Genomic DNA, 21,865 nt, shown 5'->3' on the forward strand with positions numbered 1-21,865 from the left:
ATGGATGGACTCAATACGCAGCGGCCGATCCGTGAGCTGGCGGTGGACCTTTACCGCGTCTCGGGTGTGGTTCTCATCGTGCTGGGGCATTGGCTGGCCGGATGCGTGACCTATGACAATGGCGAGTTCGGTCGGCAGAATCCGCTGGTCGACCTGCCCTGGACGCAATGGTTGACCTGGCCCTTCCAGGCGGTCCCGGTGTTCTTCCTAGTGGCAGGTTATGCCGCCGCGGTGTCGTGGACGCATCGGTGCGAAGTCGAGGGGATGCCGCGCCAAGCCTGGCTTCGGCATCGGTTGGCCCATGTGCTGGGTCCTACAGCGGTGTACGGCGGGCTGGTGTCGGTTGTGGTGGTGACACTCAGCGTTTTCGGCGTCGCGCGCTCGGCGCTGGAGTACGCCGGCTGGGCGCTGGCGATGCATCTGTGGTTCCTCGCCGTCTACCTGATGGTCGTGTCGCTGACTCCCATTGCCGTTGCAGCACAGCGACGCTGGGGGTTGTGGGTGCCGGCGGCGCTGGCGACGGGAGTCATCGTGGCGGACGCCGCAGCGGTACACGCTCACGTACCTTACGTCAATTGGTTGAACTACCTGTTGTGCTGGGGGGCGCTCTACCAACTCGGAATCGCTTGGCGTGAAGGGCTGTTATCCGGACGCAGGCCGGTGGTGCTCGCAGTCGTATCGGCGATTGCATTGGCGTTGCTGATCTGGCGGGCACACTATCCGGTCAGCATGATCGGGGTTCCCGGTCAGACAATGGAGAACTCATCACCGCCATCGGTGGCGATGCTGGCCTTCGCATCCACTCAGGCGGGACTGGCCATCACCGCCGCGCCGCTGCTCAACCGCGTGTTGAGCCGTCGGCATGTGCAGCGTGTGCTGAGTGTTGCCAACAACAATGTGATGGCGCTGTATTTGTGGCACATGGTGCCGGTGGTGATCGTGGCGCTCGTCGGGTATCCGTCCGGATTGTTACCGCAACCGACAGAGGGGACCGGCGCATGGTGGCTGGCTCGGCTGGAATGGGTAGTCGTTCTCGCCATCGTGACGGCGGTTGAGCTCAGGCTGTTGTATTGGCAGCGACGCTTTTCCGCAGCGCCACTACCCACACTGGATGTTGTGCGCGCTACTCGATGGGCCGAACCGCTCATGCTGTGCGGTGCGGCAATGACGGTGTACGGCCTGTGGTCCCTGGCTGCTCTTGGATTCGCTCCAGATGGCCGGTTTCCGTGGATCACAGGCGCAGTGTTCGCCGTGGGTTTGGTCCTGGTCGCGTTGCGGCCTGCGATGGTGGGTCAACAGCCGACGACTAGTTGAGGCTCTCACGGAAAGAGACGGCTATGCGGTCAAAAAGTGCCGTCGCCGCGGTGGCAGTGGTGATGTTGCTCTGTGCCGGCCTGATCACGGCTCCGCACCTCGACGTCGAGTACCAGCCGGTGCTCGTAACCAATCCGGTCGACTACGTCGATACGCTCATCGGCACCGGGACCGGCGGCGAGACGGTGGGGGAGATCAACAACTTCCCAGGTGCTTCGGCGCCGTTCGGCATGGTGCAATACTCGCCGGACACCGTTGACACTTACGCGGGATACGACTACGGGAAGGACCACGTAACCGGATTCAGCATGACGCATGCATCGGTAGGCTGCGCAGCGTTCGGCGACATCTCGATGCTCCCCACTACCACTCCTGTCGGCTCGCATCCCTGGGACGCCAACGAGAAAATCGCCCACAACAGCGAGTTGGGTGGGCCCGGCTACTATCGAGTGCGCTTTCCCGACAGCGGAGTGAGCGCGGAACTCACCGCCACGGTCCGCACCGGTTTCGGCCGGTTCCACTACCCGAACGACGGTCGGCCCGCGCTGTTCGAGGTGCGCTCCAGCGGATCCCTCGCGGGTAATTCCGCGGCGACCATTCAGATCGGTGAGGACAACACCACCATCACCGGATCGGCGACCAGCGGGGGATTTTGCGGCAAAAACAACGTCTACACAGTGTATTTCGCGATGAGATTCAGCCGACCGTTCACGTCGTACGGTACGTGGGGCGGCTTTTCGGTTTACCCGGGTGTGCGCAGCGCATATTCGAGTTACGCCGGACACAGCGGAGGATACGTCGAGTTTCCGGCCGGCTCGGCGGTCGAGGCGCGTACGGCACTGTCTTATGTGAGCGTTGACGGAGCGAGAGCGAACCTGGCCGCCGAAAGCGGTGGAAGCTTCGAGGACATACGCGTGGCCGCGTCCAGAGAATGGAACTCACTGCTGTCACGCGTGACGGTCGCCGGCGCCGACGAAGCGGACCTGATGACCTTCTACACTGCCCTATACCATTCGCTGTTGCACCCCAACACTTTCAACGACATCGATGGCCGTTACATCGGATTCGACAACGTTGTCCATACCGTCGCTGCGGGACACACTCAATACGCCAACTTCTCCGACTGGGATACCTATCGTGGTACTGCCGCGTTGCATGGGTTGCTATTTCCTGAACGTGCCGGCGACATGGCCCAATCCCTGGTGAACGACGCCGAGCAAAGCGGAGCGTTTCCACGCTGGGCGCTGGCCAATGCCGCGACCGCGGAAATGACCGGAGACAGTGTGGTGCCGTTGATCGTCAGCCTTTACGCCTTCGGCGCCAAGGACTTTGATCTCACGACTGCGCTGCGTTACATGGTGAACGCCGCAACGACGGGTGGTGTCGGCCGTTACGGCTATGTCGAGCGACCGGGAATCGCAACCTACTTGGAACGCGGTTACCTTCCGCAAACAACGCAGTCGTGCATCCATGGTTCGGTTCCCAGCGCATCGATCACGCTGGAATGGTCGCTCGACGACTTCGCCATCTCCCGGTTCGCGGCAGCGCTCGGCGATTCCGCGACAGCCACCGAATTTCAGACCAGGTCACAGTTCTGGCAGAATCTGTTCAACCCCACCACCCGCTACCTGTCGCCGCGGAACGCGCTCGGCTTCTTCCCGGATGGCCCAGGGGTTGTGCAGCCGGCCCTGGGATGTTTCAGCCAAATCGGATACGACGAGGGCAATGCCGAGCAATATCTGTGGTGGGTGCCGCACAACGTCGCTGGCCTGGTGACTGCTCTGGGCGGCCGAAACCCGGTCGCAGACCGGCTCGACCGCTTCACCAAGAAGCTCAACGCGGGTCCCCGAGAGCCCTATTTGTGGCTGGGTAATGAGGTGAACTTCGGGGTTCCATGGCTCTACAACTACATCGGTCAACCGTGGAAGACGCAGGCGTTGGTCGACCGGGCGCGCAGCCAACTGTTCGGTCCCACACCCGACGGCGCCCCGGGCAACGACGACCTGGGGGCGCTGTCGAGCTGGTATGTCTGGGCAGCGCTGGGTCTGTATCCGAGCACATCGGGAGCACTGATCCTCACCATCAACACACCGCTGTTTGATCGCGCCGAAATCAAATTGCCGCCCGACAAATCAATTCGGATCGTCGCACCTGGCGCATCGGGCCCACGACGCCTCAAGTACATCGACGGTGTGCGCGTCAACGGCCGGCCCTTCGATCAGACGTCGCTGCCGGAGTCGATCATCCGAAACGGCGGCGAGTTGGTGTATTCGCTGTCCGCGCAACCCAACACGAGCTGGGGCAGCGCTGAGTCCTCGGCGCCGCCGTCGTTCGGTGCGGGCAGCTCAGGCGTGACCGTCAACGTCTCACCCGTCGTCCGCGCGATCGCCCCCGGCGCCACCGAGACGGTGACCGTCGACGTTCAACGGATGATTGAGGGTCCCGGCGACTACATCATCACCGCCGCGTCCTACGACAACGGCATCACTGCCGACCGGGTGTCCGGACACTTCGGTACCGACGGATTCGCGACCACCACCGTCGCGATATCGGTGGCGCCGTCGGTGCGCGACGGTTACTACCCGCTGGTGCTCACCACCACGGCCGGCGGCAGTGCCAGGACGTTTGTGCTTGTGGTCGCCGTCGGGCGGGCCGGGGTCGAGGAATGGCTGACCGGGTGGGGCTAGTCAGCGACCAGCTCACGACGAACGCGCCACGATCACCGGTATCTGGACGGCTTGCACGACCGCGTTGCTGACTGAACCCAAGAGCATACCGGTGAACCCACCCCGCCCGCGGCTGCCCAGCACGAGAAGCTGTGCGGCGGGCGATAGTTCGATCAGTACACGAGCCGGTCGGTCGCAGACGAGCAGCCGGTGCACGGCGACGTCAGGGTAGCGTTCTTGCCAACCCGCGAGACGTTCGGCGAGGCTCCGCTCTTCTTCGGCCTTCACCGCCTGCCAGTCCAAGCCCGGGAGTTCAAAAATTTCGGTATCACTCCACGCGTGTAGCGCGATCAGGTCAACCCTGCGGCGCGACGCTTCGTCGAATGCGATCGCTGTCGCAGCATCTGAGGCCGACGAACCGTCGATACCCAGGAGCACCGGAGCTTGCGCGCGATGCGGCACCGGATCTTCGTCGCGAATCACTGCGACAGGGCAATGTGCGTGCCGCACCAGATTCGAACTCACCGAGCCGAGCACACCGCGAGCCAATGCTCCGCGCCCAGAGTTGCCCACGACGATCAGATCGGCCCGCTGGGACAGCTCGACGAGGGTGGGAACAGTGGCCGAGACCGTCATTTGACTTGTTATAGCGATCGAGTCGGCTTTCCCGGCGATGTCGCGCGCAATTTTCAGCGCACCATCGAGAATCCTCCGCCCTTCGTTACCCTGCCAGACTGCAAATTCGGTCGGCGGCGTGAACTGCCGCCACGTGGGCGTAGCGGGGTTCACCACATGAACCACGGTGAGCGGACGGTGGCGCAGCGCTGCGTCATGAGTCGCCCACTCGACGGCGGCAGTTGACGCTGCCGATCCGTCGACACCCACGACGATGCCGAGGTCCTCAGTCCTTGCCGACATATCGCCCTCCTTCGCCGCCTTCTGCTCTACTGCCGCCTGCGGCTCGACTATCGAGACCCGCTGCCGCTCAGGGCTGGCGAGCGACGATGACTGGCATGCGGGACGCGTGGGCCACCGCATTGCTGACCGATCCCACCAGCATGCCGGCGAACCCGCCTCGGCCATGGCTACCCACCACCACCAGCTGCGCCGATTCGGATTGCTTGACGAGGTGATAGGTCGGATGGTCACACTCCACCAGGCGTCGCACCGCCACGTCCGGGTAGCGCTCTTGCCACCCCGCCAACCGCTCGGCGAGGATCCTTTCTGCTTCCGGCTTCACCGCGGGCCAGTCGATGGCCGGGAAGTCGTTCACCTCGACGTCGCTCCAGACATGCAGCGCAACAAGTTCCACCCCTCGCCGCGATGCTTCGTCGAAGGCGATGGCGGTGGCGAGCTCCGAGGTCGGCGAACCGTCGATGCCTACCAGCACGGGTGCCTGATCGGGATGCGGCATCATCGGGTCCTCGTCGTGAATGACCGCAACCGGGCAATGTGCATGGCGGATCAGGTTGGAGCTGACCGAGCCCAGCAAAGCCGGGACCAATCGTCCACGTCGCCGTGAACCCACGACGACCAGTTGAGCCGATTTGGACATGTCGACCAGGGTGGAGACCACCGGGGCGAACAGCACCGCGCTATCGATTTGAATCGGACGGTCTGCCGGACCGGCCTGCCGCGCGATCTCCGCCGCGTTCTCGACAAACGTCTGTGCACGTTCCACTTGCCACTGCGAGAAACTCGCCGGTATCGACCCGTGCGGGAGGGTAAGTCCAATGGGATTGACAGAGTGCACGATAGTCAGCCGGGCATTTCGCATTGCGGCCTCACGCGCCGCAAAGTCGACCGCACAGTTCGACGCCGGGGACCCGTCGACACCAACCAACACTTCCAAACGGTCCTGCGCGCCGGACATGTTTCGTCTCCTTGCATCTGACGGCTACTGCGGCCACCGAGCCCATCGTCAGGCCGACGTGCTTCAGTGACTAGGGGGCCTAAGTCCCTTATCAGATGGCCACAAGACCTCTACCTGGTCGCTGCCGGCGCAATGATGATGGTTGACGCAAATCATCAGATGGAGCTGCCGTGATCGTTGATCCCCGCTACCACGATGCAGTGATCTTCGAAGCTGAAGTCGTAGCAGATCCTGCGTACGCCGACGCCGTGATCACGTTGATGCGCGCCTTGCAGCGAGCCGGTGTCAAATCGGCGGTGTATTCGTTGGGCGGCGCGTGCGACGAGATGTTGCGCGCCGGTGGCGTCGATGCTCATGTTTCGGTGCGGATCGACGGGTCTGGGCAGCCGGACGTTGCGGTCCCGGGGGTGGCGGCACGCTGGCTGGCTGTCCGGCCCGGCCGGTGCGTGTTGGTCGTGAACTCCGAACGCGCTGTTGTTGCGGCACAAGACGGTGGCTTTGCCCTGGTCGTGGCGGTGGGCCCGCCGGAGTTGCTGGGATTGGGCGCCGATGTCGTGGTCGGTGAGCTCGCCGAAATCAGGGCGCGCGCCGGAGATCGCCGGATCTCCGAACTTCCCGACGCGCTGGACTGCTACCCCCAGCTGGATGCGGCACTGGCATTTCGGCGGCCGGTGGTGCTTTTCGACTTTGACGGGACGCTGGCAGAGATCACCGACGATCCTTCCTCGGCCGAGCTTGTGCCGGGCATGGCGGAGCTGCTCGGGGCATTGGCGCCGTTGTGTACGGTGGCCGTGCTGAGCGGCCGTGACCTAGCCGACATTCGCAGTCGGGTGGGCTTGGACAATATCTGGTACCTGGCAAGCCACGGCTTCGATGTGGTGGACGCGCACGGCTCACATCACGAGAACGACACTGCATTGGCAGCAGTTGCCGCTTTCGAACGGGCAGCAGCCGAACTCCGAGAACAACTTGCTGAGGTTGACGGAATCAATGTGGAAAACAAGCGGTTTGGCGTTGCTGTTCACTACCGCAACACCGCCGAGGATGAGGTTTTCCGTGCCACTGCGGCCGTGCGGCAGATCGCCAAGCGCGATGGTTTCCGCGTCGCCGAAGGACGCAAAGTCATCGAATTACTCCCCGATGTCGCATGGGAAAAAGGCAAGACGATTGAGTGGATCCTGCATGAACTCTCCGACGATCGCTCCGCGCTGATTCCGGTTTATGTCGGTGACGAGCTCACCGACGAGGACGCGTTCGACATGGTTCGTTACCACGGTATCGGCATCCTGGTGGCGCACGATGAAGACGGCGACCGGGCATCCGCAGCACAGTTCACGCTCGAGAATCCGAATGCGGTGCGAGCGTTCGTCGAGAGACTTGCCGCAGATATCCGGCGACACTCTGCGTCGACGGTTCCATGGTCGATCGTCTTCGACGGCTACGAGCCAACGCAGGAGCGTCTGCGGGAAGCGCTGTGCACCGTCGGCAACGGCTATATGGCAACGCGCGGATGTGCGCCGGAAGCGTGGGCGAGCGAAGCGCACTATCCCGGCACCTACGTCGCGGGTGTCTACAACCGGCTGGCTGACCGAATACTCGGCCAGACCGTGGAAAACGAGAGCATGGTAAACCTGCCCAATTGGTTGCCGCTGACGTTCCGGATCGATGACGGTCCCTGGTTTGAACTTGACGAGGTCAAACTGTTGGCCTACCGGCAAGAGCTGGACGTCCGCCGCGCCGTGTTGACGCGCACATTGCGTTTCCAGGATGCCGCGGGACATATCGCATCCGTAACGCAGCACCGTCTGATCGCAATGCACGCGCCGCACGTGGGAGTGTTACAGACAACGGTCGTAGCTGAGAACTGGTCGGGGACAATCCAGTTCCGATCTCTGATTGATGTCGGAGTCAAAAATGACCTGGTGAGTCGCTACCGCGATCTCTCCGGCACCCACCTCACAACCCTGCGAGCCGAATCGCTGTCCGACGATTCCGTGCTTGCCGTCGTCGAGACAAACCAATCCCATATCTCGGTGGCACTGGCTGTCCGCACGGCAGTCTGGCGTAACGACGAACGTTGGCCCGCGAACTATGAGTTCATTCTGCAAGACGGACAACGCGTGGGCCATGACATCACGCTGTCCGCGCAGGCCGGCGAACCGATAACGGTGGAGAAGGTGGTCGCCCTCTACACCGGGCGCGACCGCGCGATCTCCGAGCCGGCAACCGAGGCTGCACAGCGCTTGCAATTCGTGGGTCGCTACCGAGATCTGCTGGCAGGCCATGTCTCTGCATGGGCCCATCTGTGGGAATGCTTCGCGCTCGACATCACCGACGGCATCGACGAGCTACCCGTGATACGGCTACATCTCTTGCATATGCTGCAGACATTGTCACCCCACAGCGCAGATCTCGACGTGGGTGTTCCTGCCCGCGGGTTGCACGGCGAGGCCTATCGCGGCCATGTGTTCTGGGACGAGCTGTTCGTCCTGCCAGTGCTGAACTTGCGCCGGCCCGAATTCACCCGATCGGTTCTCGATTATCGGTACCGGCGGCTACCTCAAGCGCGTCGGGCCGCACGGGCCGCCGGCCGGGGTGGGGCGATGTATCCGTGGCAGTCAGGCAGTAGCGGTCGCGAGGAAAGCCAGCGGCTGCATCTGAATCCCCGGTCCGGGCGGTGGAATCCAGATCCCAGTGCCCGGGCCTACCATGTGGGTCTCGCTGTGGCGTACAACGTTTGGCAGTACTACCAGGCGACCGCCGATCTGGAATATCTGCAAAGATTCGGCGCGGAGATGATGGTCGAAATCGCGCGGTTCTGGGTGAGTTTGGCTCGATTTGACACCCAACTCGACCGCTTCGTCATCCGCGGTGTCATTGGTCCCGACGAATTTCACACCGGCTATCCGGGCCGGCTTTACGACGGGATCGACAACAACGCGTACACCAACGTGATGGCCGTCTGGGTCATCGTGCACGCGATGGAGGCCCTGGCGCTCCTGCCGCTGCGCGACAGGCTTGCCGTACAAGAAGCGACGGCCCTGGAGTGCGCCGATCTAGACCGGTGGGACGACATCAGTCGTCGCATGTTCGTGCCATTCCACGGCGACGGAGTGATCAGCCAGTTTGAAGGTTACGACGATCTGGCCGAACTCGATTGGGACTCATATCGGCAGCGCTACGGCAACATTCAGCGGCTGGACCGCATCTTGGAAGCCGAAGACGACAACGTCAACCATTACAAGGCGTCCAAACAAGCCGACGCGCTCATGTTGTTCTATCTCTTGTCCACCGAGCAGTTGCAGGATCTGTTCGGCCGGCTCGGCTACCGATTCGCACCCGACCAAATCTCGAAGACCGTCGAGTACTACTTGCCGCGCAGCTCGCACGGATCGACCTTGAGCGCTGTCGTGCACTCGTGGGTGCTGGCCCGCGGGAACCGCGCCCGCGCGATGGAATACTTCCGCCAGGTTCTCAAGTCTGACATCGCCGACATCCAGGGCGGCACCACCGCGGAAGGAATCCACCTCGCGGCCATGGCCGGCAGTGTGGATCTGCTGCAACGCTGCTTTACCGGTTTGGAGATGCGTGGCGACCGGCTGGTTCTTGCCCCTGAATGGCCGGAAGAGCTGGGTGCGCTGACGTTTCCGCTGCAGTATCGCGGACATCGGTTGCACCTGCGGGTAAGCGGGCGGTCGGCGACAATCAGCGCTGAACCTTCAGAGGCGGCGCCGATCCAGGTGGAGTGCCGCGGTCGTGTCTATCGGTTGACACCCGGGTCGACAATCGAGACCTGTTAGCCAGGGTCCAACGTCTACCGCGGAAAGGCCCTACGGCTCCTGCCTACTCGCTGATCGATCGATAGCGTCGATGTCGACCAAGATAAGGAGCTGCGATGGAGAAATCACCCGGACCCGTGGTCGTCGGCATCGACGGCTCGGATGCCGCGATCAAAGCTGCCGAGTGGGCAACCAAAGAAGCTCTCCACCAAGATGTTCCGCTGCGGCTCGTCCACGTCATGCAAACGGCGCATCGGCTCCAGCAGGAATACGCCGAGAGCGCGTTGCGCGCTGCGTGTGCAGCGGTTGAGGCCACCGGCCTACCGGTGAAGGTCGACACTTCAGCAATCCGGGGCGACGCGGGTTCTGTGCTGCTCGAGGAATCCCGCGGCGCTTCGCTGGTCTGCGTCGGATCGGTGGGAATCGGCCGGGTGGCCAGCATGCTGCTGGGTTCGACCGCCAGAAAGCTTGCCGAACAAGCACATTGCCCAGTCGCGATCATCCGGCGTGACGACGATGCGACGGCATCCCCAGGTGGTTTCATCGCGGTCGTCCTTGATGACCAACCGGGCAACGACGAGGTCGTACGTTGGGCCATGGAGGAGGCGCGGGTCCGCAGGGCTTCGGTTCTGGCGCTCGGGGTCTGGCGGTGGGCCCTCCTGGGGATCGGCTACGAGAGGCTATACCGACGCCTGGACCACTGGTTGCGCCGGTATCCGGATGTGCGCGTTGAAGTCGCCGCCACCCGCACCAGCGTGACGCGCTATCTGGAGGGACAACGCGGCGCGGTTCAACTCATCGTGATCGGCCCTGAGGATGCCGACAAGGTCGCCGAGTTGGTGGGCCCGCACAGCGTGCCGATTCTTGCCCACGCTGATTGCTCCGTGCTGATCGTGCGGGGGTAGGGGCTTCGCCTAGCGTCGAGCACAGGGCTGTGCCAGCGCGTCGAGTTCGGGGGTGTCGGTGCCGGTCAGCCGGCGGTGCATCGCCCAGGCGATCCGGGCGGCCTGGACTTTGGCGTGTTCGGCCACTGGTCCGCAATACATTTCGTCGACGGTGTCGTGCCAGGTGGTCAGCCAACGGACAAAGTGACGGCCGGACAGCGGAGCCCGTTCGTGTACGCGACGGTGAGCGTGCAGAGCGCTGCCCCGATAGCGGCCGGCCCGGAACAATACGGTCTCCCAGAAGTCACACATGACCGGAAGGTGCGAGTCGAGTCCGCGGGCGCGCAACTCGGCGAACGGCTCACTGAGTATCTCGTCATCGAGAACCCGGCCGTAGAACCGTCGCAGCAGAGCCTCGATGTCGGCGCGGCTGTTCAAGTCAGTCATCGGCGATCACCTGCGCGATGCACAGCTCCGGTTCGGCGAACGGCTGCAGCTCGGCTCGCAACGCCGGGTCGAGCAAGCCTTCCAGCAGACCCCGATGCAGCGCGCAGCCTACTTCCGGATGGGCAGCGGCCAGTTCCCGGACCGGACAGGCGTGTAGCAGCAGCCTGCGGGTGCCCGGTGTGGCCGGTGGAGTCAGCTCGGGTCCGAATCCCATTCGCCGGAAGAGCTCTGCTGTGCGCTGCGCCCCGCGATCGAGAGTTCCTGCGGCAGCGTCGGTGTCGGTGTCCGAGCCGACAGCAACGCGCTGCGCCCAGCGCCGGCCGACCCGTTCGGCACGGCGGCGTCGCTTTTCGACAGTGTCACCGAGTTCCAGCGCAAGCAGCTCGGCAAGGCTCTGATAGTCGAAATATTCCTGTGCCGCAACGTATCCGGTGCGCGGCCGACCGACCCCCGTGGAGGCAACCCGGGTGCGGTAGACCAGGCCCTGCTCGCAGAGCCGCTCGAGGTGAAAACGCGCCGTGGTGACGTGCAGCCGCAGTTGCTCGGCAAGTTCGACCGCGTCAACCGGGCCGTCAGATGCGCGGACCAGATCCAGCACCCGTTCGCGTTGCCGGTTTTGTGGCCCCCGGCGGCGCCGGCCCGTACTGTCGTCCACCCCAGTGCCCTCGATTCGACTAATTTAGTGCATATTATTCCTCTAAATATGTCTTTGCGGAAGGGTCGACCGCCGAGACGGTTCTCACAGTCGGTCCAGCCGCGCCCGGTAACCTCGCTGCCGTGCTGTTGACCTCGCTCGACTCCGCTGCCGCCACCGATCTGCGCGACGCGGTACACATCGACGACGTCGTGTTGAGCCGCAGCGATCTGGTCGGGGCCGCTACGTCGGTGGCTGAACGGGTCGGCGGGGCCGAGCGCGTCGCGGTGCTGGCCACGCCGACCGTGCCCCCCGTGCTGGCGGTCACCGGCTGTCTGATCGCCGGAGTCCCGGTGGGGCCGGTCCCCGCCGACGTCGGACAGGCGGAGCGCCGACACATCCTCACCGATTCCGGAGCGCAAGTGTGGCTGGGCCCGGTGCCGGAGGACCCGGAGGGCCTGCCGCACATCCCGGTGCGGATGCACGCCCGCTCCTGGCACCGCTATCCGGAGCCGCCGCCGGAGGCCACCGCGCTGATCATCTACACCTCGGGCACCACCGGCCCGCCCAAGGGTGTGCCATTGAGTCGGCAGGCGATCGCAGCGGACCTCGACGCGTTGGCGCAAGCGTGGCAGTGGACGCCCGACGACGTCTTGGTGCACGGATTGCCGCTGTTTCACGTACATGGTCTGGTGCTGGGTCTGCTCGGCTCGTTGCGAGTGGGAAACCGGTTCGTGCACACCGGAAAACCCACTCCCGAGGGGTATGCTCAGGCCCGTTCGCGGGTGGGCGGCACGCTGTACTTCGGCGTGCCGACCGTCTGGTCGCGGGTGGTAGCCGACCCGGCCGCGGCCGAGGAGTTACGGCCCGCCCGGCTGCTGGTATCCGGCAGCGCCGCGCTGCCGGTACCGATTTTCGATCAGCTGGTCACGCTCACCGGGCACGCGCCCGTCGAACGCTATGGCAGCACGGAATCCCTCATCACGGTGTCAACCCGCGCGGATGGCGAACGTCGCCCCGGCTGGGTGGGCCTACCGTTGGCCGGGGTGCAGACACGCCTGGTCGACGACACCGACCGCCCGGTACCGCACGACGGGGAAACCATTGGGCGGCTTCAGGTTCGCGGCCCGACGGTGTTCGACGGCTACCTGAACCGGCCGGATGCCACCGCCGAAGTATTCGACGCCGAAGGCTGGTATCGCACCGGAGATGTCGCAGTCATCGACGGCGGGGGTATGCATCGCATAGTGGGACGCGAGTCGGTCGACCTGATCAAATCCGGCGGATATCGCGTCGGCGCAGGCGAAATCGAGACGGCGCTACTGGGACATCCCGGTGTGGACGAGGCGGCTGTTGTCGGGTTACCCGACGAGGACCTGGGTCAGCGGATCGTCGCGTTCATCGTCGGCGATGCCAACCCCGATGAGCTGATCAGCTATGTCGCCGAGCAGCTTTCGGTGCACAAGCGTCCGCGCGAGGTGCGCGTGGTCGACAGTCTGCCGCGCAATGCGCTGGGCAAGGTGCTCAAGAAAGAATTGCTGCGCGACTGACGTTCGAACCCGCTTCGAGCGGGCACAAATGTACGCACTGTGCGGCGTGTCGGTGTACAAACGCGCCCGTTCGCGAAGATTAGTTGGCGTGCAGGTCGGCGTTGAGCGCGATGCCCTGGCCGTCGCGGGACACCACCTCGACGGCGCCGCTTTGCGAATTGCGGCGAAACAGCATGTTGTTGCCGCCGGAAAGCTCCCGTGCCTTGACCGAGCTGCCGTCGGGCATGGTGACCTTGGTTCCTGCGGTGACATACAACCCGGCCTCGACCACGCAGTCGTCACCCAACGAGATCCCCAGCCCCGCATTGGCGCCGAGCAGACACCGCTTGCCGATGGAGATGACCTCGGTGCCGCCGCCGGACAGTGTCCCCATGATCGACGCACCGCCACCGACGTCGGAGCCGTCGCCGACGACCACTCCCGCCGAGATTCGGCCTTCCACCATCGAGGCGCCCAGCGTGCCGGCGTTGTAGTTGACGAATCCTTCGTGCATCACTGTGGTGCCCGCCGCCAAATGCGCGCCCAACCGCACGCGGTCGGCGTCGGCGACTCGCACCCCCGACGGGACGACGTAGTCGACCATCCGGGGAAACTTGTCGACGCCGTACACGGTGACCGGCCCGCGCCGGCGCAGCCGGGCCCGCACGGTCTCGAAACCTTCGATCGCACAAGGCCCGTGGTTGGTCCACACCACGTTGGTCAGCACGCCGAAGAAGCCGTCGGTGTTGAGACCGTGCGGCGCAACGAGTCGATGCGACAACAGATGCAATCGCAGATACGCGTCATAGGCGTCGGTGGCCTTGTCCTTTAGCGACCCGATCACGGTGCGGACCACGACGCTTTCGGTGCCGCGGTCCTCGTCGCGGCCTGCGAGGGCCGCCAGCTCGTCGGGAACCTCGGTGCCCGACAACCGTGCAGTGCCGCTCTCCGCGCCGTCAGTCAGTTCCGGTGCGGGAAACCAGGTGTCGAGGACCGACCCGTCGGCGGCGAGCGTCGCCAACCCAATACCCGAAGCTCCAGTCACGCGGGCAACGCTACTTTCTTCTGCCGAGCAAGCGCAAAAGTCCCCGACACGCCGGGGCGGAGGGTGCCTTTGTGTCTGCTCGGCGCGAGGGGGCCTCCCAGTAGGCTGGGCAGCGTGCTGGATTTAGCCGGGGATCCGATCGAGCTGACTGCCGCGTTGGTCGATATCCCCAGCGAGTCGGGGCACGAGGCCCGCATCGCCGACGAGGTCGAGTCCGCGTTGCGCACCCAGACGAACTTCGAAGTCATCCGCAACGGCGACGCCGTGCTGGCCCGCACCCGGCTCGGCAGGCCCACCCGGGTATTGCTGGCCGGGCACCTGGACACTGTTCCGATCGCCGACAACGTGCCCAGTCGCCGAGACGGCGAGATGTTGCACGGCTGCGGCGCGGCGGACATGAAATCCGGGGATGCGGTGTTTCTGCATCTGGCCGCCACCGTGAGCGAACCCGCGCACGACTTGACGTTGGTGTTTTATGACTGCGAGGAAATCGAGGCCGCCGCAAACGGTTTGGGTCGCATCGAGCGCGAGCTGCCGGACTGGCTGGCGGCAGATGTGGCCATCCTCGGCGAACCCACTGCCGGCTTCATCGAGGCGGGCTGTCAGGGCACGCTGCGAGTCGTCATTCATGCCACCGGAACACGCGCCCACTCGGCGCGGCCGTGGTTGGGCGACAACGCCATTCACAAGCTGGGCGCCGTGCTGGACCGGCTCGCGGCCTATCAGGCCCGTGAGGTCGACATCGACGGCTGCATCTATCGCGAGGGCCTCTCGGCGGTGCGCATCGACGGGGGCGTGGCCGGCAATGTCATCCCGGATGCGGCGTCGGTGACGGTCAATTTCCGGTTCGCGCCGGATCGCTCGCCGGAAGCTGCGCTGGCACACCTCCACGACGTGTTCGCTCGCCTCGACGTGCGCATCGAGCAAACCGACTGCGCGGCCGGCGCGTTGCCCGGATTGTCCGCGCCGGCCGCGAAGGCGTTGGTCGATGCGGCCGCCGGCCAGGTCCGGGCCAAATACGGCTGGACCGATGTGGCGCGGTTCGCCGCCCTGGGTATCCCCGCGGTCAACTACGGGCCCGGTGATCCCAACCTGGCGCACCGGCGCGACGAGCGGGTCGCGGTCGCGCAGATCACCGCCGCAGTCGACCTGCTGCGCGGCTATCTGAGCAGCTAACCGCGCTTGGCCTGCGCCGCGGCGTCGGCGGCCGCCGGATGCAGCCCGGCTTCGGCCAGGTCGGCGGCCACGTCGGCCAGTGCGGCGCAGTCACCGGCTGCCAGCGCGCGGGCATGCGCCAGGGTGAGCCTGCCGAGCGCGCAGTCCACTTCGACGGCGAGGCGCTCGGTGCGGTACACCGCACGGGTGTCCCCGAGCCGGGTGGCGTCCTGCAGCGCGCGCAGCGCGATCGCCGACTGGCCGCCACGCTCGGCCGCCTGCACGGCTTCGCGGGCGGCGTCGATTGCGGCGGGGGTATCGCCGCGCGTGGCTTTCGACCACGCTCTGGCCAACGCCAGTTCCGGCGCGAACAGCGCCGATTTCAGACCATGCCGAGACTCGGCTCGGCTGAGCGCCTTTGCCGCCGCAAGCTGGTCGCCCCGCTGGGCCAGCGCCTGGGTGAGCAGCATCAGCGATAGCGGACCCCACGAATAACCGGTACGCTCCAGCGCCGCGGCCGCTGGCTCCAAAAGTGCTATGGCGGTGTCGAATTCGCCCTGGGCGATGGCGACGTAGGCCACCAGCACCTCACCGATTGCCCTGCCCGGCTGCTGCAGCTCGGCGAAGTCGGTGTAGCGCTGCGCCAACGCGCGTGCCGCGTCCAGCCGGCAGGCCATCAGCAGCGTCGTAATCCGGGCGAACCCACTGGTGAACCGCAACAAACCGGGATGCTCCACGGCCTGCGCGCGGCCGGCGAGCGCCTCGACGTCGTCGAACCGTCCGGCGCGGGCCGAGCACAACGCCGCCGTCGACGCCGCCCATCCCACGCCGACTTGGTCGGCATGCGGTGACGCCAGCACCTCGCCGGCGACCCGCAACGCGCTCAGCGGGGTGCCCGCGTTCATCGCGAAGGTCGCGGCCAGCGCGTCGAGCGTGGCCCGGGCCGTCGGCGCCGAGACCCGGTTGCGGGTGGTCTGCAAGAACGCGGTGGCCCGCTCCGGCTCGCTGAGCATCCAGAATTGGTTCGCCGCCCGCGGCAGCGCCCACGCCATCAGCTCGGTGTCCGACAACGTGTCGGGGTCCACCGCGGCCAGCACAGCGCCGGCCTCGCGGCCGCGGCCCTGCCAGGCCAGCGCGTAGGCCAGTGACAGCCGCGCGGCCAAACCACCGGACTGATCCACTGCGGCCCTGCCCAGCCGTTCGGCCAGGATCAGGCTGCCGAGTCGCAGCGCCTGCTGGGCCGCCTCGGTGACGTCCGGATACGGCTCCTCGCCGTCAACGGCCAGCGCCGCAACGCGGAGCTGATCGCTGATGCGGTCCGAGGGCCGCGCCGACAACTGCCCGGCAATCGCGGTGCGCAACCGGCGGGCGCGCTCGGAGGGCAACGCGGCGCGGGCGCGGTCGGCGTAGCACGGATGCGCGGCGCGGACCAGCGCGTCGGCGTCGGCGGTCACGGCACCGGCGGCTTGTGCGGCGGCGACGGCCTGCTCGCCGACCAGTGCGGTCAGGTCGTCACGCTGCAGGGGCTCGGCGACCGCCAGATGATCCAGCACCGCACGCACATCCTGAGCCAAGCCGCCGAGGTAGCGGTCGATCAGTCCGGAAAGTGACGTATCGCCGTCGGGAAGCCCGCCGTCCTCGACAAGCCGCTGCAAGCACAGCGGGTTGCCGTGGCTGCGCGCGAAGGCGTCGTCGACGTTCGCCGACCAGCCCGCCGATTCCAGCAACGCCGCCGTCTGCGGCTTGTCCAGCGGCTGCACCTCGACACGGTTGAGCAGATTGTCGGTCCACAGCGCGGTCACTGCGGCGGGCAGCTCGCTTTGTGCGCGGGCGGTGACGATCAGGCGCGCTGAGCGCCGCAGCGCCAGCTGGTAGACGAGTGAGGCCGACAATTCGTCGAGGTGGTGCGCGTCGTCGACCACCAGCAGCAGATCGCCGCCCACCAGCGAGTCGTGGGCGGCACGCAGCAGCGCGGCGGGCCGGCCCATCTCGGCCACTTCGACGAGGCTGCCGAACGCGCCGAACGGGACCATCCGCTCCGATGGGGTGCCAGTCACCCAGCGGACGACGGTCGACGGCGCGTCCGCTACGAATCTTTCGGCGGCTACCCGTGCGGTCAGCGACTTGCCGATGCCGTCGGGTCCGATCAGCACGACGCCCGACCGGTCGGCGTCGGCCAGGGCGACCGTTACGCGGTCCAGCGCCGCTTCGTCCGGCGTGCAAACCCATGGCACCCGCCGGATTCTATGGCCCCCGCTGTGCCGGCATGGCACTAGGCCGAAATGCGTGTGGCGGCCTGGTCTACGTTTCGGGTGTGCCTTCGCAAGCTGATGAGTGGGCGGTCTGTGTGTACTGCGCATCCGGGCCGACGCATCGGGAGCTGTTGACGCTGGCCGCTCAGGTCGGCGAGGCGATCGCGGACCGCGGCTGGACCCTGGTGTGGGGCGGCGGCAACGTTTCGGCGATGGGCGCGCTGGCCACCGCAGCGCGGGCCCGTGGCGGCAGGACCGTCGGCGTGATTCCCAAGATGCTGGTTCACCGCGAACTCGCCGATACCGATGCCGACGAGCTGATCGTCACCGACACCATGCGGGAGCGCAAACAGATCATGGAGGAGCGCGCCGACGCGTTCCTCGCCCTGCCCGGCGGCATCGGCACCCTTGAGGAGCTGTTTGAGGCTTGGACCGCCGGATATCTCGGCATGCACGAAAAACCCGTGGTGGTACTCGATCCCGACGGGCACTTCGATGGGCTCCGCGCCTGGCTGTACGGGTTGGTCGATTCCGGCTACGTCTCGGAGGCGGCGCTGGACCGACTGCTGGTGGTCGACGAGGTCGATGCGGCACTGGACGCCTGCGCACCCGGCTGAGCGATACCTGACCCCGACAAGGTTAGGCTCGCCGCCAGAGAACCCAGAGACCGTACGCAGCGAAATGGGGAGCCAAAGTGTCCGATGTCGGGCTGGTCGATATCGCAAGCCGGGTGCCCGGCGTCTTAGCCGACGTGCCGGTGATAGTGCGTGGTGTGGTGACCGGGCTGCTGGCCCGCCCGACGTCGAAGACGTCGATCGGCAAGGTGTTCCAGGCGCGGGCCGCCCGCTACGGCAACCGGGTCTTCCTGCGGTTCGGTGATCAGCAGCTGACCTATCGCGAGGCCAACGAAGCGGCCAACCGGTACGCCGCCGTGCTCGCCGCGCGGGGCGTCGGCCATGGCGACGTGGTCGGGATCATGCTGCGCAACTCGCCCAGCACGGTGCTGATGATGCTCGCCGTCGTCAAATGCGGTGCGATCGCCGGGATGCTCAACTACCACCAGCGCGGCGAGGTGCTGGCCCACAGCCTGGGCCTGCTGGACGCCAAGGTGCTGGTTGCCGAATCCGATCTGGTCGAAGCGCTCACCGAATGCGGCAACCCGGGCCCCGCACCGATGACCATCGAGGAGATGGACCGGTTGGCCAGCACCGCGCCCACCGCCAACCCGCCGTCGGCGTCGGCGGTGTTGGCCAAGGACACCGCGTTCTACATCTTCACCTCCGGCACCACCGGCCACCCCAAGGCCAGCGTGATGAGCCATCGACGGTGGCTGGCGGCGCTGGCCGCATTCGGCGGACTGGGCTTGCGGCTCAAGGGATCCGACACGCTCTACAGCTGCCTGCCGCTGTACCACAACAACGCGCTGACGGTCGCCGTGTCGTCGGTGATCAACTCCGGGGCAACGCTGGCGCTGGGCCGCTCGTTCTCGGCGTCGCGGTTCTGGGACGAGGTGATCGCCAGCGACGCGACGGCGTTCATCTACATCGGCGAGGTGTGCCGCTACCTGCTCAACCAGCCGGCCAAGCCCACCGATCGTGCCCACAAGGTGCGGGTCATCGCCGGCAACGGGCTGCGCCCGGAGATCTGGGAGGAGTTCACCGCCCGGTTCGGCATCGGGCGGGTTTGCGAATTCTATGCGGCCAGCGAAGGCAACACCGCGTTCATCAACATCTTCAACGTGCCCAAGTCGACCGGCGTCGCGCCGATGCCGTTGGCCTACGTGCGCTACGACCCGGACACCGGCGCGCCGCTGCGCGACGAGAGGGGCCGGGTCATGCGAGCACCCGCGGGTGAGCCCGGCCTGCTGCTCAGCCCAGTCAACAAACTGCAGCCGTTCGACGGTTACACCGATCCGGCTGCCAGCGAGAAAAAGCTGGTGCGCAACGCTTTTCGCGAAGGCGACTGCTGGTTCAACACCGGCGACGTGATGAGCCCGCAGGGCATGGGGCACGCGGCGTTCGTCGACCGGCTCGGTGACACCTTCCGGTGGAAGGGGGAGAACGTCGCCACCACACAGGTCGAGGCGGTGGTGGGCGCTGAGAAGTCGGTCGAGGAATGCGCCGTTTTCGGGGTGGAAGTCCCGCGCACCGGTGGGCGCGCCGGGATGGCGGCGGTCAAGCTGCGCGACGGCGCGGAGTTCGACGGCAAGGAATTGGCGCGCTGCGCCTACGAACAGCTGCCGCCCTACGCCTTGCCGCTGTTCATCCGCGTGGTCGACTCGATGGAGCACACCACCACCTTCAAGAGCCGCAAGGTGGATTTGCGCGAGCAGGCATACGGGCCCGGCATCAAGGACCCGATCTATGTGCTGGCCGGCCGCGACGAGGGCTACGTGCCGTTCTACGACGAGTACCCAGACGAGGTTGCGGCCGGAAAACGGCCCCGGGGCTGAATCCTCGCGGCGGCGTGCGCCTTCGCGGGCAGCGGACGTTGTGTGCGGATTCTAACACTAAAAAATATTGACTAAAGAAACTCTTGCGTTCGAGACTTCAAGCACGGGTCTCAACTCTGGATGCAAGAGGCAATATGACCGCTCTGCGAGAAACGTTCGCTGCTGGTGACGTGCGGCGGATTGGGCTGCGCGCCGTCGCGCGCTTGGCGGCATGGACAATCGGATTGATCGTGGCGGGGTGGGTCGTTCCCGGAGTTTCGGTGTCGGCGTCGGGGGTCATCTTCGCGGTCGCGTTCTTCTCGCTGGCGCAGACGACTCTGTCGGTGTGGATTTTGAAGCTGCCACAGGAATGGGTGGCTCTTGCGCTCGGAGGTACTGGCTTTGTCCTCACCGTCGCCGCGATGAGTCTTGCCGCGGCGTTTTCTCACGGGGTGAGCATCTCTGGCCTGGCCTCCTGGGTTGCCGCGACGATCGTGGTGTGGCTCATGACAACGATCTGCGCCATTTTGTTGCCCGAGGTATACCGCCGGTAAGCGACGACGGATGGAGAAGTAATGGGGCACACGCATCATGACCCGACGGATCATTTTCGGACGACGCATCCGCATGCGGGTATCACGATGAAGGACAACTTCTTCTGGCCTGGGTTCATCCTCCTGGCGGTCGGCGTGATCGGAATGATCGGCACTACGGTGGCCGCCGCCTACCGGCAGTACGAATGGTTTGGCACGGCAGCGCTGGTCGCCGTGCTCGGAGTGGTCGCCGGCACGTTATGGTTCCTCGTCGAGGTTCGCCGCGTCACCGGTCTTGATGAGCAGTGGGCCCGGCAGTCAAGCTAGGCACCCGTGGCTTATTAGGTGCCAATTCCGCTGGGGCCGTTGAGGTTGCCCCGGTGAAGTTACCTTTGTCAAATTCCATTGCTGTTAGATTGGTCGGATGGATATCGGTGTTGGCGGCGGCCTTGATGCCGTGGCAGGGCTGAGCAGTCTGGACGACCCGGCGCGACGCCGTCTCTACGAATATGTCGCCTCGCGTGACAAGCCGGTGGCGCGCGACGAGGCCGCCACCGCGGTGGGCATCAGCCGCACGCTGGCGGCCTACCATCTGGACAAGCTGGCCGACGCGGGGATCCTCGCGGTCAGTTATGCGCGTCCACCCGGTCGGTCGGGTCCCGGGGCTGGGCGTCCGACGAAGCGATACACCCGTACACAGCAAGAACTCTCGGCAAGTGTGCCGCCACGAAACTACGGGTTGCTGGCGAGGTTGCTCGCCCAAGCCGTCACCGCCGATACGTCGGGGGCGGTAGCCTCAGCGGTGGCGGCAGCGGCGCGTAAGGCCGGGCGCACCAGCGCCGGCGACGGTGGTGTCATTGACTCGTTGTGCGGGTCTGGGTATGAGCCTGCTCGAACCGCCGCTGGTGATATCGAGTTACGGAATTGCCCGTTTCACCAACTGATGCGTGAGTATCCGGAGTTGGTGTGTGGGCTCAACTTGGAACTGATTCAGGGCATGCTCGAAGCGCGTGGCGAGCGGCCTTCGCGAGCGGTGTTGGCGCCCCGCGAGGACCGATGCTGTGTCGTAGTGCGTGCCGCGCAGCGTCGTGCCAAGACCCGTCCCGTGCACCGGAGCAAAGCAAAGTAGCACGCAGTTGGCACCAGCCGCTGAGATCGTGCTCCCGATTCTGTTGGGATCAAGGCCTTTTCGCTTCTGGCGCATCAAACTACCGCCTTCGCCGGCAGTCTGTATTTTGTCAAGATTCATTGGTGTTACATTTGGCACGTCGATGTGCGGTGACCGCAATGCTGCCGTGGTTGTAGCGCGACGAGTCGTGCCAC

At 65.5% G+C, this 21,865-nt stretch carries 17 protein-coding genes; 11 read left to right on the forward strand and 6 right to left on the reverse strand.

Going from position 1 to position 21,865, the window contains the following annotated elements; all coding sequences use genetic code 11:
* Both MSP7336_RS11990 and MSP7336_RS11995 read left to right on the forward strand, forming a co-directional pair.
* Entirely contained in the window at positions 1-1,314 is a 1,314-nt protein-coding gene (locus MSP7336_RS11990; RefSeq protein WP_113963773.1) for an acyltransferase family protein, read from the forward strand.
* A 23-nt stretch (positions 1,315-1,337) separates the two neighbouring features.
* A complete protein-coding gene (locus tag MSP7336_RS11995; protein WP_113963774.1) occupies positions 1,338-4,001 on the forward strand; it encodes a GH92 family glycosyl hydrolase in 2,664 nt (887 codons plus the stop codon).
* A gap of 12 nt (positions 4,002-4,013) precedes the next feature.
* On the opposite strand, the gene MSP7336_RS12000 is transcribed toward MSP7336_RS11995, so the two are convergent.
* Together MSP7336_RS12000 and MSP7336_RS12005 are read right to left on the reverse strand one after the other, a co-directional pair.
* On the reverse strand, positions 4,014-4,898 hold the full coding sequence (locus MSP7336_RS12000) for a universal stress protein (protein WP_113963775.1): 885 nt from the start codon (positions 4,896-4,898) through the stop codon (positions 4,014-4,016).
* 67 nt (positions 4,899-4,965) lie between these two features.
* A complete protein-coding gene (locus MSP7336_RS12005; RefSeq protein ID WP_069395517.1) occupies positions 4,966-5,853 on the reverse strand; it encodes a universal stress protein in 888 nt (295 codons plus the stop codon).
* A gap of 170 nt (positions 5,854-6,023) precedes the next feature.
* On the opposite strand from MSP7336_RS12005, the gene otsB reads away from it, so the two are divergent.
* Positions 6,024-9,653, forward strand: a complete 3,630-nt coding sequence (gene otsB / locus MSP7336_RS12010; protein WP_244917449.1) for a trehalose-phosphatase — start codon at positions 6,024-6,026, stop codon at positions 9,651-9,653.
* Between the two features lie 95 nt (positions 9,654-9,748).
* Positions 9,749-10,537, forward strand: a complete 789-nt coding sequence (locus tag MSP7336_RS12015; RefSeq protein ID WP_113963776.1) for a universal stress protein — start codon at positions 9,749-9,751, stop codon at positions 10,535-10,537.
* A 9-nt stretch (positions 10,538-10,546) separates the two neighbouring features.
* Here MSP7336_RS12015 and MSP7336_RS12020 read toward each other — a convergent pair whose 3' ends face one another.
* Both MSP7336_RS12020 and MSP7336_RS12025 read right to left on the reverse strand, forming a co-directional pair.
* Positions 10,547-10,963 carry a group III truncated hemoglobin gene (locus tag MSP7336_RS12020; protein WP_069395514.1) on the reverse strand — a complete coding sequence of 139 codons (417 nt, stop codon included), beginning with the start codon at positions 10,961-10,963 and terminating at the stop codon, positions 10,547-10,549.
* Complete coding sequence (locus MSP7336_RS12025; RefSeq protein ID WP_244917450.1) at positions 10,956-11,618, reverse strand: helix-turn-helix transcriptional regulator; 663 nt, start codon at positions 11,616-11,618, stop codon at positions 10,956-10,958. The genes MSP7336_RS12020 and MSP7336_RS12025 overlap by 8 nt, the downstream gene beginning before the upstream one ends.
* Before the next feature lie 122 nt (positions 11,619-11,740).
* Here MSP7336_RS12025 and MSP7336_RS12030 point away from each other — a divergent pair, with 122 nt between their 5' ends.
* Positions 11,741-13,147 carry an acyl-CoA synthetase gene (locus MSP7336_RS12030; protein WP_113963778.1) on the forward strand — a complete coding sequence of 469 codons (1,407 nt, stop codon included), beginning with the start codon at positions 11,741-11,743 and terminating at the stop codon, positions 13,145-13,147.
* A 79-nt stretch (positions 13,148-13,226) separates the two neighbouring features.
* Here the strand turns inward: MSP7336_RS12030 and dapD are convergent, their stop codons facing one another.
* On the reverse strand, positions 13,227-14,171 hold the full coding sequence (dapD, locus tag MSP7336_RS12035) for a 2,3,4,5-tetrahydropyridine-2,6-dicarboxylate N-succinyltransferase (protein ID WP_069395511.1): 945 nt from the start codon (positions 14,169-14,171) through the stop codon (positions 13,227-13,229).
* A gap of 114 nt (positions 14,172-14,285) precedes the next feature.
* On the opposite strand from dapD, the gene dapE reads away from it, so the two are divergent.
* On the forward strand, positions 14,286-15,347 hold the full coding sequence (dapE, locus tag MSP7336_RS12040; RefSeq protein WP_113963779.1) for a succinyl-diaminopimelate desuccinylase: 1,062 nt from the start codon (positions 14,286-14,288) through the stop codon (positions 15,345-15,347).
* Here the strand turns inward: dapE and MSP7336_RS12045 are convergent.
* The gene (locus MSP7336_RS12045; protein ID WP_342353125.1) at positions 15,344-17,560 is read right to left on the reverse strand and encodes an ATP-binding protein; all 2,217 of its coding nucleotides are present in this window, start codon (positions 17,558-17,560) and stop codon (positions 15,344-15,346) included. The two genes, dapE and MSP7336_RS12045, sit on opposite strands and share 4 nt — an antisense overlap.
* 32 nt (positions 17,561-17,592) lie before the next feature.
* Here MSP7336_RS12045 and MSP7336_RS12050 point away from each other — a divergent pair, with 32 nt between their 5' ends.
* The 5 genes from MSP7336_RS12050 to MSP7336_RS12070 all read left to right on the forward strand — a co-directional run bounded on the left by MSP7336_RS12050 (position 17,593) and on the right by MSP7336_RS12070 (position 21,671).
* Entirely contained in the window at positions 17,593-18,195 is a 603-nt protein-coding gene (locus MSP7336_RS12050) for an LOG family protein (protein ID WP_069395588.1), read from the forward strand.
* A 77-nt stretch (positions 18,196-18,272) separates the two neighbouring features.
* A complete protein-coding gene (gene fadD6 / locus MSP7336_RS12055) occupies positions 18,273-20,030 on the forward strand; it encodes a long-chain-acyl-CoA synthetase FadD6 (RefSeq protein WP_069395508.1) in 1,758 nt (585 codons plus the stop codon).
* A 134-nt stretch (positions 20,031-20,164) separates the two neighbouring features.
* Positions 20,165-20,563, forward strand: coding sequence for a phage holin family protein (locus MSP7336_RS12060; RefSeq protein ID WP_232320986.1), 399 nt, complete (start codon positions 20,165-20,167; stop codon positions 20,561-20,563).
* 21 nt (positions 20,564-20,584) lie between these two features.
* Positions 20,585-20,869, forward strand: a complete 285-nt coding sequence (usfY, locus tag MSP7336_RS12065; RefSeq protein ID WP_069395507.1) for a protein UsfY — start codon at positions 20,585-20,587, stop codon at positions 20,867-20,869.
* A gap of 97 nt (positions 20,870-20,966) precedes the next feature.
* The gene (locus MSP7336_RS12070) at positions 20,967-21,671 is read left to right on the forward strand and encodes a helix-turn-helix transcriptional regulator (protein WP_069395506.1); all 705 of its coding nucleotides are present in this window, start codon (positions 20,967-20,969) and stop codon (positions 21,669-21,671) included.
* Positions 21,672-21,865: the final 194 nt, after the last annotated feature.

Origin of the sequence: Mycobacterium shimoidei (assembly GCF_900417275.1) — a bacterium.
Classification (GTDB): Bacteria; Actinomycetota; Actinomycetes; order Mycobacteriales; family Mycobacteriaceae; genus Mycobacterium; species Mycobacterium shimoidei.

Bases quoted from the DNA above. Each gene is read 5' to 3' on its own strand.
- MSP7336_RS12070 (WP_069395506.1), top strand. From the start codon at position 20,967: ATGGATATCGGTGTTGGCGGCGGCCTTGATGCCGTGGCAGGGCTGAGC.
- MSP7336_RS11990 (WP_113963773.1), top strand. From the start codon at position 1: ATGGATGGACTCAATACGCAGCGGCCGATCCGTGAGCTGGCGGTGGAC.
- MSP7336_RS12005 (WP_069395517.1), bottom strand. From the start codon at position 5,853: ATGTCCGGCGCGCAGGACCGTTTGGAAGTGTTGGTTGGTGTCGACGGG.
- MSP7336_RS12050 (WP_069395588.1), top strand. From the start codon at position 17,593: ATGGCACTAGGCCGAAATGCGTGTGGCGGCCTGGTCTACGTTTCGGGT.
- MSP7336_RS12015 (WP_113963776.1), top strand. From the start codon at position 9,749: ATGGAGAAATCACCCGGACCCGTGGTCGTCGGCATCGACGGCTCGGAT.
- MSP7336_RS12020 (WP_069395514.1), bottom strand. From the start codon at position 10,963: ATGACTGACTTGAACAGCCGCGCCGACATCGAGGCTCTGCTGCGACGG.
- MSP7336_RS12000 (WP_113963775.1), bottom strand. From the start codon at position 4,898: ATGTCGGCAAGGACTGAGGACCTCGGCATCGTCGTGGGTGTCGACGGA.
- MSP7336_RS11995 (WP_113963774.1), top strand. From the start codon at position 1,338: ATGCGGTCAAAAAGTGCCGTCGCCGCGGTGGCAGTGGTGATGTTGCTC.
- usfY (WP_069395507.1), top strand. From the start codon at position 20,585: ATGGGGCACACGCATCATGACCCGACGGATCATTTTCGGACGACGCAT.
- MSP7336_RS12060 (WP_232320986.1), top strand. From the start codon at position 20,165: ATGACCGCTCTGCGAGAAACGTTCGCTGCTGGTGACGTGCGGCGGATT.